The following is a 12310-nucleotide window of genomic DNA, read 5'->3' as shown; positions in this document are numbered from 1 at the left end:
ATGGCTTTTCAACTTATTCTTAATATAATACTTGCTTGTTTGTGGATGTTTTTGGAGTCATCGTTTAGTTTTGCGACCTTTATCATTGGCTTTATCATTGGGATATTCCTGCTGTTCTTTATGCGGCGTTTCCTTGGGTCGAGATTTTACCTTTTCCGGTTATTTGCGCTTATCAAACTGGTTTTCCGTTTTTTACATGATTTAATTGTTTCTACGGTTCATGTAAGTCGGATTGTTTTAAAGAAAGATATGAACATTCGACCGGGGATTTTCAGATATGATACGACACTTGAGACGGACTGGGAAGTGACGATGCTCGCTTTACTGATTACATTAACGCCCGGAACGCTTTCGATTGATATTTCGGATGATTATAAAGCAATCTATGTTCATTCGCTTCATGTCCCGAATATTGAAGAAGAAATTGCGACCATCCGTAAGTCTTACGAAGGTGCGATTATGGAGGTGTTCCACGGATGATTATTCAAATTGCTTTATCTATTGGTTTACTTCTCTATTCGATTTCGACCTTCTTATATCTTTACCGTATTTTAAAAGGACCGACAACTTCTGACAAAGTGGTGGCGCTGGATTCTATCGGGATGAACTTGGTGGCAATTGTTGCCTTACTTTCGATGTTTTATGATACGCATGCCTTTTTAGATGTTATTTTACTCATTGCCCTTCTTGCTTTTATTGGAACGGTTTCCTTTGCCAAATTTATTGAGAAAGGAAAGGTGATTGACCGTGAACGTGATAATTGAGATTATTATTTCTGTAATGATTTTAATCGGCGGTTTGCTAAGTATTCTTGCGGCAATTGGTGTTATTAGGCTACCAGATGTTTACACAAGAACGCATGCGGCTGGGATTAGTAATACGTTTGGCGTTAGTTTACTTCTATTTGCAACGGTTGGTTACTTTTTCCACTCAGGTGAAGGTTTTAATGCGCGAGTACTTCTGGCTGTCTTGTTTATTTTCTTAACAACGCCAGTAGCTTCTCACCTTATTAACCGGGCCGCTTATGATACCGGTGTTCCGCTTGCGATTCGAATTCGTGACCAATTGCGTTCAGTGAAAAAAGACGATATCAAGAAAAAGAAAAGTCTTATTATTCGCCAAGAACAAATTGAAAAAGCGCGACAAGAGCGTGAAGAATTGGAAGAACGAATGGAATGGGAACGACGCGAAGAAAAAATTGATGAACGTGAAGATCAAGAAGAACAAGAACGTGAACGCGAAGAACAAACGATTGAAGAACAGTCGGATGATTCCGAGCATGAAATCATCGAACAAGATGAAAGTGAAACAGAATCAGACGACGATAAAACAGAGAAATAAAAGAAGCATGGCGCGAGTTCATATACTGAGCTCTGCCATGCTTTTTATTTTCGTTTCTTTTTAACTGCAATGGTACATCTGCTGATACAGATTAATCTATCGTTTTCATCAGTTATATTGATTTCCCATACTTGCGTGCTTTTGCCAAGGTGGACTGCTTCTGCTGTTGCGGTCACGAGTCCCGCTTGTTTCGATGCTAGATGGTTGGCGTTAATTTCTAAACCAAAGACGATTTCATCAGCTTCAATTGAATTTGCAGCACCAATACTAGCGGCATGTTCTGCTAAAGCAACGGAAACTCCACCGTGCAAATAGCCAAATGGTTGATGCACTTTTTCTGTTATTTCTAATTGGATGACTGCTTTTCCTTTTTCTACTGAAATAATTTCAATACCAATAGTTTCTTGAAATCCCATAAGTTCCCTTCTTCCCGAATTTGATTTATACTTTATTATATAAGAGTTAGAAGAAAAATTCTAGAAAAGGTTTTTAACAAGCTCATTGTGGTAAAATAAGAGTAGACTTTTTGACAGGGGAGATTTGATGTCGATATTTACGAATACACCATTAATTGCATCTATTATTGCGATAGTTTTTGCCCAAGTGGTAAAGGTTCCGATCCATATTTTAGTTTATCGGAAATTCAATGTCGGGCTAATGTTTTCCACTGGTGGTATGCCTAGTTCTCACTCAGCTGCTGTTACTGCTTTAATGACCACGCTCGCAATCGAATACGGATTAGACTCGCCTTATTTCGCGATTGCTGTTGTATTTGGTATCATTGTAATGTTTGATGCGACTGGCGTTAGAAGACAAGCCGGCGAACAGGCTGTTGTTTTAAACAAATTAGTAACGGATTTTCAAGACTTCGTGGAACATGCCAAAGGACTTGCGGCACCTGAACAAGAAGAAAAAACGAAGCATTTAAAAGAATTACTTGGTCATAAACCAATGGAAGTTTTCTTTGGAGCAGTGACTGGGGTTGCGATTGGATTTATTTTAGAAATATTTATGTGATCAAGAAGCTGGCTCATTGTAGTCGGCTTTTTTTGCATTTTGATGGTTGTTTATACCTTGATGTTAAAGGGAAAATCATGATATCAACGGATTTTTACAAAGGGGCTGGAATGGTTGAAAAAGTTAACACTGGTATTTGTCGTTTATACTTTTATCCTTGGAATTTTAGTAGGCGTTATCGCGGCATTATTTTTAGCAGTAGTTCATTTTGCTACGACGTTTTTATGGACTTATCTTCCTAATCAGTTTAATTTATCATGGTATTATCCTCTACTAATTGGCTTGATTGGTAGTTTTTTTGTAGGGATGGTTCAGCTCAAACTTGGGGACTATCCGCGTTCAATGCATGATAATATTGCCGAAGCGAAAAAAACTGGGCGGATTGAATACCGCAAAGTTCTGCTTCCAACAATACTCAGTGCTTGGATTATTTTAACTTTCGGAGCGAGCGTTGGTCCGGAAGCTGCTTTAGTTGGTATTGTTGGGGGTGCGACAACTTGGATTATTGACCATTTAAAACTATCTATGGCGCATAAAGAAGAGCTTGTTAGTTTAAGTGTTGGCGCGATTATTTCTAGTATTTTCCATGCTCCGTTTAGTGGATTGGCAGAGGAAATCGATGAAAGTAGTCAAGCGAAGAAAATCCCTAAAAACTCTAAATTGGTATTGTCACTTATTATCTCTTTTAGCGCACTCGGCTCCTTCCTTTGGCTGAAATCCTTTTTAAAAATGCCGGCGAGTATTTTTGCGATTCGGTTACCTGATATGGGTTGGTCTTGGTGGTTTATTTTGCTTTTTATCCCGACGATTATTCTTGGTTGGCTCTTTAGTGTTTATTTTCAGCAGCTACAAGTTTATATCGCCAAAGCGGCTTCTGTGATTAAAAATAAAATGGTCGCGGCTATTATCGGTGGTTTAAGCATTGGTTTGTTTGGAATTATTTCTTCATTCATGTTATTTTCCGGCGAACATCAGCTAATTGAATTAACGACTACTGTGCAAAATTATTCAATCCCTTTTTTACTTATCATCGCACTGTTAAAACCTGTTTTAGTCGCTATTTGTTTAGCAACTGGCTGGAATGGTGGCGCGATTTTCCCAGCAATTTTTACAAGTACTGTGATGGGATACATAGCAACCTATTGGATTGATGGATCGACTGGATTTTTAATTACTGTTTTCGTGACTGCTTGTTGTACGAAAATCGTTGGCAAACCTGTTCTAACTGCATCGATCCTATTGTTTATTTTCCCGCTACAATTCTTCCCGTTTATTCTGCTGACTGCATTTATCGTCAATAAAAATTGGTGGACAAGTATTAGAAAAGTTGTTCGGGCATAAAAAAAGCAGAAATTCGTAATGAATTTCTGCTTCTCGTCAAGAACAATCCCAGTTATACAGAATGTTGGAAAAGTCTCGATTTATTAAGTCTTGCTTGTTAATGAAGAAGTTGCCGACACCGCAGTCGCCCCACATAATATCTACTTTGCCACTTTCTTGATTATACTTACTGTTCAACTGGAATAGCAATGTATCCTGTTGCGCATTTTCAATGTACACACGCGGGTCATCTTGTATAAAAAATGGATATCCACCTATTTGGCTAGCCTCTAATTTAGACGCTAAATTGGCAAGAGCAAATGATTTATCAGCATCCTCATCAAATATTTGGTCAGCTAGTTCATAAAAATAATCACCAAACTCATTTTTGAAATCACAACTATCATTTAATAAAATTTGATCAGATATTTGACCAGTTATTTCGAATTCTCCATTCACAAGTGAGTAATAATCTCCCTTTTCTACTTCATCGAAAAATATTTCTTGTTCTTCTTTTGTATAGCTTTCTTGCCCCAAATCATCAAAGAAAAATACCCGAAAACCTTCTTGGCTCGTTGGATTTTCAAAATCAAGTCCATATAAATCATCCTGAAAATCTACATAAAAAGCAAGCAAACCAAATTCCGGATAATTTTCCATTTGTGGCATTTCTGAAAAATTAATTTGTGCTAATAGCGAAAGTGGCTTGCCTTCTTCGGTCACGGGATAGCCTTGTTCTTTCGGCAAGTAACCGCGCCCACCAGCTTTACTTTGAAGCAATGACAGCGGCCCTGCATCTTTAAATTGCAATTCTATCCGCTCTTTTTCTGTTTCTAAAAATCGTTCTGCCCATTCACTAGGAAGTATATCAAAAAGTTCTTCCATGATTAACCCTCTTTCTTTTTTGTAACGTAGCACGGTTTTTTAACAATCCCAGTTATAAATAACATTCGAAAAATCACGATTGATTAAATCCTGTTTATTAATAAAGAAGTTGCCGACTCCGCTCATGCCCCACATTATATTTATTTTGGCACCTGGCTCTTCGCTATACACGCTAGCAAGTTGAAACAGCAACGTGTCATGATACGAATTTTCTGTACGCATGCGCGGATCTTCTTGCATGAAGAACGGATAACCACCCAGTTGACTGCCATCTATTGCAAGGTTAAACAGCTCATCCGCTTTATCTTCATCTTCACCAAAAATTTGCTCCATTACGTCATAAAAATCACTACCAAATTCTTTTTCAAACTCTTGGATGTCATTCAGCAAAAGTTCTTTCGATACTCGCCCAGCAATCTTATACTCGCCTTTGACAACTGTATAAAGGTCCGATTTATCAATTCCTTCAAAATAAACATCTTGCTCTTCCGCAGTCATGCTCTCTTTTTCTAAATCCTCAAAGAAAAATACACGGAAACCATTTTGTTCTGCTTGATTATCAAAATTAAGACCATACAAGTCATTTTGATAATTAACATAAAAAGCGAGCAAGCCAGACTCTGGATAATGTTCCATTTTTGGCATTTCTGCAAAATTTATTTGTGCTAAAAAGGAGAGTGCCTTGCCTTCTTCATTCACTGGATAGCCTTGTTCTTTCGGCAAATAGCCACGTCCACCAGCTTTACTTTGCACTAAAGAGATTGCGTCTTCATTTGTAAAGCTCAACTCAATACGTTCTTTCATTGTATTTAAAAACTTCTCTGCCCATTCATTAGGAAGTATCTCAAAAAGTTGTTTCATGGACGTACCTTCTTTCAGTTTTTCTTCATTATAACATAACAAAAAAGCAATATCTGCATTCACAGATATTGCCTTTAGAATTCTTATTTATAAAATTTAAACTTACCTTTACTAGCCAGAACGCCTGAACCACCAATAAGTAGTAGCGCGCGATCATCAATGACTTTTTTCATAACGGAAGCTGGGTAGCCTTTAAGGTTTTTACCGAAAACAACGCCAATTGCATCGTTATCGCCTAGGGAGCATACCGTTCCTTTTTCATGATAAACAAAGTCTTGTAGGTCTGTTTCGCCTTGAACTAATTTAGCTAAGTTCACTGCAGCCACATCGGCTTGTTGCATTGCGATTTGGGCAGTTGGCGGGAATGGACGGTCGTTTGCTGGGTTGATGATAAGTGAGCAGTCGCCAACAATTAAAATTTCTTCGTTGCCTGGAACGGTTAAATTGTTGTTTACTTTCACACGACCACGGCCAGCTTCAAAACCAGACGCTTCGATAACGCTATTTCCGCGAACACCAGCAGCCCAAATAATCGTTGCCGCTTTGATTTCACGAACTTCATTTTCACTTTCGGCATATTTTACGCCGTCAGCTGTAGCTTCTTTGACTGGTTTACCAACATGGAACTCTACGCCGCGATCTTCCAGTACGCCCACACCATAATCAACTAATTTAGCATCAAATTGTGGTAATACTTTTGGAGCAGCTTCCATACAATAAATGCGAACTTTTTCGCGTGGTACATCATATTGTTTCACTAGTTCTGGAATGCGATTAGTTAATTCCCCAAGAAACTCAATTCCAGTAAAGCCAGCGCCACCAACGATAATTGTTAATAATTCATCGCGTGGATCTGTTTTCCATTTAGCAAATTGCGCTTCAATGTGCGCACGGATTTTTTTCACGGATTCTACACTTGTAATAGTGAAGGCATATTCTTTCAAACCACTGATGCCAAATGTTTCTGCTTCTGACCCAAGTCCAATTAATAAATAGTCATAGCTGATATCGCCATTTGCATCTAGTGTGACTGTTTTTTCGTCTTTATTAATTTTTACTACTGTATCTTGGATAAATGTCGTTTTCGTATCTTTAACGACTTTGTCTAATGGATACATTAATTTTTCTGGTTCAATTGTTCCAGCTGCTGCTTCATGTAACCAAGTCGTTTCGTGGTGATAGTCATTCTTATTCACTAGAACGATTTCGGCTTCCAAGTTTCTTTGTTGTAGCTTGCGTAATGTTTTTAGTCCCCCGTATCCTGCTCCGAGAATGACAATTTTTGGTTTACTCATCTGTTATCACATCTACTTTCCCTTATATTTTTCTTCACAAAAAAATTGCATTAAGAATTTCTTACTGCACCTATGTAGATTGCGCTAAAAATCTACTGCAACCAATGAAAAAGTGAAACTGGTAAGTACCAATATATTCCCTATTTCACAGCTTACAAACTATATCATAGACTTTTTAACTTTCATTTTCAAGAAAGCGAACTCAGGGGTTTAAGCTTCTTTGGAGCATGGTTCGAGTGGTATACGATTTTTTTCACAATAAAGCTCTGAGATGACTTGGCTTTCGTAAAAATCTGTTATTTCGTTAGTAATTGGTCTAGTTCATTTTCTCGATTTTTTATCCTAGCAATCCCGTAAACATTCTTTTTCAACAATATATGCTAAAATATGTTTATTGCAACTTTAGCGATTTCATAGGGGAATTAGGAACTAGGGGGTGATGTATTTTGGATGAAAAAACAAAAATTTATGATATCACGATCATTGGTGGTGGACCGGTTGGGCTATTTGCTGCTTTTTATGCCGGAATGCGCAATGCGAGTGTGAAAATAATAGAAAGTTTACCGCAATTAGGTGGACAACTTTCTACGCTTTATCCTGAGAAATATATTTATGATATTCCAGGCTATCCTTCTGTTCGCGCACAGGAACTTGTTAACAATTTGATTCAGCAAATGAAACCATTTGACCCAACAATTGCGCTAGGAGAAGCTGTCCAAAGCGTGGAAAAACAGGTCGATGGCACATTTGAAATCATCACGAAGAAAGATACACATTATAGTAAGGCGATTATTATTACTGCTGGAAACGGCGCATTTGAACCAAGACGTCTGGATCTTCCAGAAGCAGAACAATACGAAGGCAAGAATATTCATTACTTCATTAATGACCTTAGTCGCTTTTCTGGTCACCGCGTTGCTGTTTGTGGTGGTGGAGATTCTGCGGTCGACTGGGCGCTCATGCTTGAAAAAGTGGCGAGTTCCGTCGCAATCGTTCACCGTCGGAGTGCTTTCCGTGCGCACGAGCATAGCGTGAACAATTTAGAAAAATCATCTATTGCGATTAAAACACCATTTATCCCAACCGAAGTGCTTGGTAACGGCGATAAATTAACGCATATTACATTGCAGGAAGTCAAAGGCGATACCACGGAAACGCTCGAGATTGACGATTTCATCATTAACTACGGTTTTGTTTCTTCACTTGGTCCGATTAAAAATTGGGGCTTAGAGCTAGAGCGCAACTCGATTATCGTCAATTCGAAAATGGAAACGAGTATCCCGGGTATTTACTGTGCGGGCGATATTTGCACTTACGAGGGCAAAGTAAAACTAATTGCGACCGGTTTTGGTGAAGCTCCAACTGCCGTCAATAATGCGATGAATTTCATTGATCCAAAAACACGCGTGCAACCAATGCACTCCACATCTTTATTCGAATAATAACCGAAACCACGAGGCGACTTGTGGTTTTATTTTTTACTCACCGGGAAAAGTTCTTTGTAGATATTTTTTAGGAGGAGATTAGCAATGAATGTACTCGTAATTGGCGCAAATGGCAAAATCGGCCGTCTTTTAGTCGAAAAACTTGCAATGGAAAAAGGCTTCTTCGTCCGAGCAATGGTTAGAAAAGCCGAGCAAGTGAGCGAACTTGAAAAACTTGGTGCAAAGCCGATTATCGCCGATTTAAAAAAAGATTTCCATTATGCCTATGATGAAATTGAAGCGGTCATTTTCACAGCGGGTTCTGGTGGTCACACGCCCGCTTCCGAAACTATTAACATTGACCAAAATGGAGCCATTAAAGCAATTGAAACCGCCAAAAAAAAAGGTGTGCGCCGTTTTATCATTGTTAGTTCTTACGGCGCCGATAACCCAGAAAATGGCCCCGAATCACTCGTTCATTATTTAAAAGCTAAACAAGCAGCCGATGAAGCATTAAAACAAAGCGGCCTTGATTACACAATTATCCGCCCAGTCGGCCTTTCTGATGACCCAGCCACTGGCAAAATCGCCGAAGTTTCTGGAAAACCTAAGACAAACATCCCACGAGCTGACGTTGCCAATTTTATCAGTGAAGTTTTAACGGAAAAAGCTAGCTTCTACAAAACCTACACTATCGAAAGCGGTGACACACCAATCAAGCAATTTTTTAACTAATAAAAAGCGATGAGCCCAATTATGAGCTCATCGCTTTTTTCTATATTAAAACGGATTTTCTTCCAAAAATGTATATATATTCGCAACCAATTCCTCCGCCGTTTCCCCGCGAACCACTTCCCCGTCCACTAAAGCAAACAAACTCGTCGCGCATAAATCACAATATGTCAGACAATCATATTCAATCACGTCTAAATTATCATCCGCATCTAATTTCGCAAACGCTGCATCCGCCCCACTCGCCAAATTATTCACGCAAAATTCCACAATCGGATTCATTTCCCCTTGCCTCCTAGACTGTTACATTGTTGCCAAGTAACCACGGTCGGTCATTACTTGATAAATATCTTTCAACCGAGGATTGCCTTCAGCGATAATTTCACCGTCAACCACAATCACTGGATACATATAATCTTCATCGACAATTTTATTCGCCATATCCGCTAAAGCCACTTCATTCGGCGGATTAAAAATATCCACATACTCCACCACAAACGGCTGCCCAGAAAACTTCCGACCAATCGCAGCACGAAGCCACTCCTCTGTTTCCTTCGAGGATGGCGCTCCGACACAACTAGCACAAATTGTCGTTGAACCATACACATATAATTTCGCTTCATTTACCATCACGCTTCACCTCACTATCATTGTACAAAACCCTCCCGCAAAAAGCGACTAAGCTGTTTCATTTAGTATAACTATTAAACTTTATGAATTTTTATAAAGATATGAATTGACACAAATTTCAAGATATATTATAATATTTCCAATACATTGCAAATCTTTAAAGCAGTAGTGTGTTAACATGATAAACCATCTATCGGTTGTACCCGTGATTTCACGGTCAACATATAAGTAACACTCCCTTTAACAATCGGGCGCGCAACCCGATTGTCTTTCAACCTTACCAGTTGAAAGAGCACGTTCCTTTCTGAGCCTTAGGAACGTGTTTTTATTTGGGCCGTAACTCGTTACACTTCGAACGGCCCAAATATGCATGCGAGCAAAGCGAGCATGTAATCCTTCCTGTAAAGTGCGCCCACCACACAAACAGAACTCCCCCATCACAATCCATCCACCATCTATCGAAAACCCATATTCCCATTCGTCCGTTCGAAGCAAAGCGAATTACAGGCCAAATATACATGCGAGCAAAGCAATCATGTAATCCTTCCTGTAAAGTGCGCCCACCACACAAACTATCATCCCCCATCACAATCCATCCACCCTCAACCGAAAACCCACACTCCCATTCGCCCGTTCAAAGCAAAGCGAATTACATCCCAAATATACATACAAAAAACTCACCTTTCAATATTTTCAAAAAATTTTAAAACCTAACAACTAATTTATATGCTCTATATATTCAAAAACCCCCTCTCCACACCGCCCATCAAAACCAAACCCTCTCTCCCACCTACATTCCCACCCTAAAAAACCCTCAAAAACAAATATGTCCAATTTTTGAACTTCACTCTATTTCCAATAAATTTCTTTTAAATAACCCATGATTTCTCGAGAACCCACATGATATTATAACGTTGTTTAGAGATGTATTCGTTTCAAACTACATTTCCCAACTAATTTTTGTTGTTGAAATAGTCCGTTTTAACGAATAACTAATTACGAATACATTCAAAAAAAAGGAGGAAATTAGACATATGCAAAAAGCAATAAAAATAATGTTAGTTTTATTTTTAATCACAACCGTATTTTTACCTTTTAGTAATGTACGAGCAGCATCAACTGATGTAGTAAATATCCCAGATTCATATTTAAAAGAAGGTCTTAAAAATATCGTAGGAAATCCGTTCTTAACAGAATTGACTGAAGCAAACCTTGAGACGATTACTATAGCGGATATTTCCTATATGTATAGTTCACCTGGGTATCCTGTCACTGGGTTAATTAGAGATTTAACTGGACTCGAAAAAGCAGTCAATATGACCAATTTATATTTTTCAAACCAAACAGAAATCACCAATTTAAATCAGATTAAAAATTTACCTAATCTGAAAAAAATCGTTGGTGTTTCTACTGGATTGAATGATATTAAAGCTCTTGGCGAGATGCCAGCACTCGAAGAATTAGAACTAGGCGGGGATTATATTACTGATTTCACTCCCTTACTTGAAAAAGAAAACTTAAAATCATTTTCTTATAACTCGTATGCTTGGTTAGATCCAGCATATCATCAAATCAATAATGAAGAATTCACAAAATTTGCAAACCTCAAATCACTTGAGAAATTAGATGTAACTTGGAATGATATTAGCGATTTAGCAGCATTAACTGCAAATGATCACATTACAAACTTAAATCTAAGTTACAACAAGTTCACTAATGTAGCTCCAATTGCTACGATGAAAAAACTTAAAGTCCTTTATTTAAACAATAACAGCCTTACTTCCATTGATTCGTTAAATACACTAAGAGGATTATCTATTGCTTACGCTGATAATAATAACATTACTGATTTAAGTAAGTTAAAAGATTTTTTTGAAGGCATGGATGTCGTTGGAGATTATAAAGGTTTACAAGTTAATAGCCAAACTATCACACTTCCAACTATTAATATTAAAGAAGGAGCAACAGCTATTTCAAATAACCCTACTTTAGATATTGATGGCAAAAAAATGGCTGTTTCTAGCATTTCTGACGGCGGAACAGTATCGGCTGATAATAAAACAGTCTCTTTCTCTAACTTACCAATTGGAACAAAGACTGTGACTTACAATGCGACATTCACAGCTACTTCCGCTAAAGGAGTACCGCTTAGTTACTCTCTTAAAGTATCACAACCAATTACGGTATCCGAAAAAACCAATTCATCTGTAAACGTATTTTACAAAGATGAAAATGGCAATGAATTAGCTACAAGTGAAACAATTTCTGGTAAATCCGGAGAAAATTATCAAACAACAGAAAAAACAATTACTAACTACAAATTAAAAGAAATTGAAGGCCAACCTTCAGGACAATTTGGCGATAGTGATACAACAGTCACTTACGTTTACGAAAAAGCAGATGGTGAGCCCGTTACCGTTAAATACGTCGATGGCGATGGCAACGAATTAGCTACTTCTGACACATTGAACGGCAAAATTGATGCTCCTTACCAATCTACAGCCAAAAGTATCACTGGTTGGACAGTTAATACTACACCTACCAATGCTAATGGCGTATTTACAAACGCTAATCAAACAGTCACTTACATTTATGAAAAAGCAGACGGCGCTCCCGTTACTGTGAAATATGTCGATGGCGATGGCAACGAATTAGCTACTCCTGATACATTGAACGGTAAAATCGATGCTCCTTACCAATCTACAGCCAAAAGCATCACTGATTGGACGATCAAAACGTCTCCTGCCAACGCTAATGGCGTATTTACAAACACTAACCAAACAGTCACTTATGTGTATGAAAAAG

General features: G+C 38.2%; 15 protein-coding genes and 1 pseudogene. 8 read left to right on the top strand and 8 right to left on the bottom strand.

Annotation, left to right across the window (positions count from 1 at the left end; genetic code table 11):
- From HCX62_RS13805 to mnhG, 3 genes are read left to right on the top strand one after another with little or no spacing between them, the layout of a single operon-like run.
- Positions 1–480 carry a Na+/H+ antiporter subunit E gene (locus HCX62_RS13805; protein WP_003730417.1) on the top strand — a complete coding sequence of 160 codons (480 nt, stop codon included), beginning with the start codon at positions 1–3 and terminating at the stop codon, positions 478–480.
- Positions 477–764: a Na(+)/H(+) antiporter subunit F1 gene (locus tag HCX62_RS13800; RefSeq protein ID WP_003722409.1), complete on the top strand. Its 288-nt coding sequence runs from the start codon at positions 477–479 to the stop codon at positions 762–764. Before HCX62_RS13805 ends, HCX62_RS13800 begins: the two co-directional genes overlap by 4 nt.
- A complete protein-coding gene (gene mnhG, locus HCX62_RS13795; RefSeq protein WP_185392260.1) occupies positions 748–1341 on the top strand; it encodes a monovalent cation/H(+) antiporter subunit G in 594 nt (197 codons plus the stop codon). The genes HCX62_RS13800 and mnhG overlap by 17 nt, the downstream gene beginning before the upstream one ends.
- 44 nt (positions 1342–1385) lie before the next feature.
- Here mnhG and menI read toward each other — a convergent pair whose 3' ends face one another.
- On the bottom strand, positions 1386–1757 hold the full coding sequence (menI, locus tag HCX62_RS13790; RefSeq protein WP_008948638.1) for a 1,4-dihydroxy-2-naphthoyl-CoA hydrolase MenI: 372 nt from the start codon (positions 1755–1757) through the stop codon (positions 1386–1388).
- Between the two features lie 127 nt (positions 1758–1884).
- On the opposite strand from menI, the gene HCX62_RS13785 reads away from it, so the two are divergent.
- Both HCX62_RS13785 and HCX62_RS13780 read left to right on the top strand, forming a co-directional pair.
- Positions 1885–2358, top strand: a complete 474-nt coding sequence (locus tag HCX62_RS13785) for a divergent PAP2 family protein (RefSeq protein ID WP_185639479.1) — start codon at positions 1885–1887, stop codon at positions 2356–2358.
- 114 nt (positions 2359–2472) lie between these two features.
- Complete coding sequence (locus tag HCX62_RS13780; protein WP_185639478.1) at positions 2473–3699, top strand: chloride channel protein; 1227 nt, start codon at positions 2473–2475, stop codon at positions 3697–3699.
- Positions 3700–3735: 36 nt separating this feature from the next.
- Here HCX62_RS13780 and HCX62_RS13775 read toward each other — a convergent pair whose 3' ends face one another.
- The 3 genes from HCX62_RS13775 to HCX62_RS13765 all read right to left on the bottom strand — a co-directional run bounded on the left by HCX62_RS13775 (position 3736) and on the right by HCX62_RS13765 (position 6719).
- Positions 3736–4563 (bottom strand): YwqG family protein, encoded by an 828-nt coding sequence (locus tag HCX62_RS13775; protein ID WP_185639477.1) that lies wholly within the window; start codon positions 4561–4563, stop codon positions 3736–3738.
- Positions 4564–4602: 39 nt separating this feature from the next.
- Positions 4603–5424, bottom strand: a complete 822-nt coding sequence (locus tag HCX62_RS13770; RefSeq protein WP_185518634.1) for a YwqG family protein — start codon at positions 5422–5424, stop codon at positions 4603–4605.
- An 83-nt stretch (positions 5425–5507) separates the two neighbouring features.
- On the bottom strand, positions 5508–6719 hold the full coding sequence (locus tag HCX62_RS13765; protein ID WP_185639476.1) for an NAD(P)/FAD-dependent oxidoreductase: 1212 nt from the start codon (positions 6717–6719) through the stop codon (positions 5508–5510).
- A 446-nt stretch (positions 6720–7165) separates the two neighbouring features.
- On the opposite strand from HCX62_RS13765, the gene HCX62_RS13760 reads away from it, so the two are divergent.
- Both HCX62_RS13760 and HCX62_RS13755 read left to right on the top strand, forming a co-directional pair.
- The gene (locus HCX62_RS13760; RefSeq protein ID WP_185639475.1) at positions 7166–8161 is read left to right on the top strand and encodes an NAD(P)/FAD-dependent oxidoreductase; all 996 of its coding nucleotides are present in this window, start codon (positions 7166–7168) and stop codon (positions 8159–8161) included.
- 87 nt (positions 8162–8248) lie between these two features.
- Positions 8249–8878 carry an SDR family oxidoreductase gene (locus tag HCX62_RS13755; protein ID WP_185639474.1) on the top strand — a complete coding sequence of 210 codons (630 nt, stop codon included), beginning with the start codon at positions 8249–8251 and terminating at the stop codon, positions 8876–8878.
- 45 nt (positions 8879–8923) lie between these two features.
- Here HCX62_RS13755 and HCX62_RS13750 read toward each other — a convergent pair whose 3' ends face one another.
- From HCX62_RS13750 to HCX62_RS14165, 4 genes and pseudogenes are all read right to left on the bottom strand, one after another.
- Complete coding sequence (locus tag HCX62_RS13750; RefSeq protein WP_003722418.1) at positions 8924–9157, bottom strand: YuzB family protein; 234 nt, start codon at positions 9155–9157, stop codon at positions 8924–8926.
- A gap of 21 nt (positions 9158–9178) precedes the next feature.
- Entirely contained in the window at positions 9179–9505 is a 327-nt protein-coding gene (locus HCX62_RS13745) for a YuzD family protein (protein ID WP_008948646.1), read from the bottom strand.
- Between the two features lie 240 nt (positions 9506–9745).
- Positions 9746–9928, bottom strand: a complete 183-nt coding sequence (locus HCX62_RS13740) for a hypothetical protein (RefSeq protein WP_185639490.1) — start codon at positions 9926–9928, stop codon at positions 9746–9748.
- A gap of 58 nt (positions 9929–9986) precedes the next feature.
- Positions 9987–10076: pseudogene (locus HCX62_RS14165) on the bottom strand (hypothetical protein); the annotation flags it as partial.
- A gap of 463 nt (positions 10077–10539) precedes the next feature.
- On the opposite strand from HCX62_RS14165, the gene HCX62_RS13735 reads away from it, so the two are divergent.
- The coding region (locus tag HCX62_RS13735) for a MucBP domain-containing protein (protein ID WP_185639473.1) at positions 10540–12310 on the top strand (1771 nt) is incomplete at its 3' end.

It is taken from the genome of Listeria swaminathanii (assembly GCF_014229645.1).
GTDB classification, from domain to species: domain Bacteria; phylum Bacillota; class Bacilli; order Lactobacillales; family Listeriaceae; genus Listeria; species Listeria swaminathanii.
This window is presented reverse-complemented; position numbering and strand designations above follow the sequence as displayed.

Coding starts and splice junctions, on each gene's coding strand:
- HCX62_RS13805 (WP_003730417.1), top strand. CDS start 1: ATGGCTTTTCAACTTATTCTTAATATAATACTTGCTTGTTTGTGGATG.
- HCX62_RS13800 (WP_003722409.1), top strand. CDS start 477: ATGATTATTCAAATTGCTTTATCTATTGGTTTACTTCTCTATTCGATT.
- menI (WP_008948638.1), bottom strand. CDS start 1,757: ATGGGATTTCAAGAAACTATTGGTATTGAAATTATTTCAGTAGAAAAA.
- HCX62_RS13785 (WP_185639479.1), top strand. CDS start 1,885: ATGTCGATATTTACGAATACACCATTAATTGCATCTATTATTGCGATA.
- HCX62_RS13775 (WP_185639477.1), bottom strand. CDS start 4,563: ATGGAAGAACTTTTTGATATACTTCCTAGTGAATGGGCAGAACGATTT.
- HCX62_RS13770 (WP_185518634.1), bottom strand. CDS start 5,424: ATGAAACAACTTTTTGAGATACTTCCTAATGAATGGGCAGAGAAGTTT.
- HCX62_RS13765 (WP_185639476.1), bottom strand. CDS start 6,719: ATGAGTAAACCAAAAATTGTCATTCTCGGAGCAGGATACGGGGGACTA.
- HCX62_RS13755 (WP_185639474.1), top strand. CDS start 8,249: ATGAATGTACTCGTAATTGGCGCAAATGGCAAAATCGGCCGTCTTTTA.
- HCX62_RS13750 (WP_003722418.1), bottom strand. CDS start 9,157: ATGAATCCGATTGTGGAATTTTGCGTGAATAATTTGGCGAGTGGGGCG.
- HCX62_RS13745 (WP_008948646.1), bottom strand. CDS start 9,505: ATGGTAAATGAAGCGAAATTATATGTGTATGGTTCAACGACAATTTGT.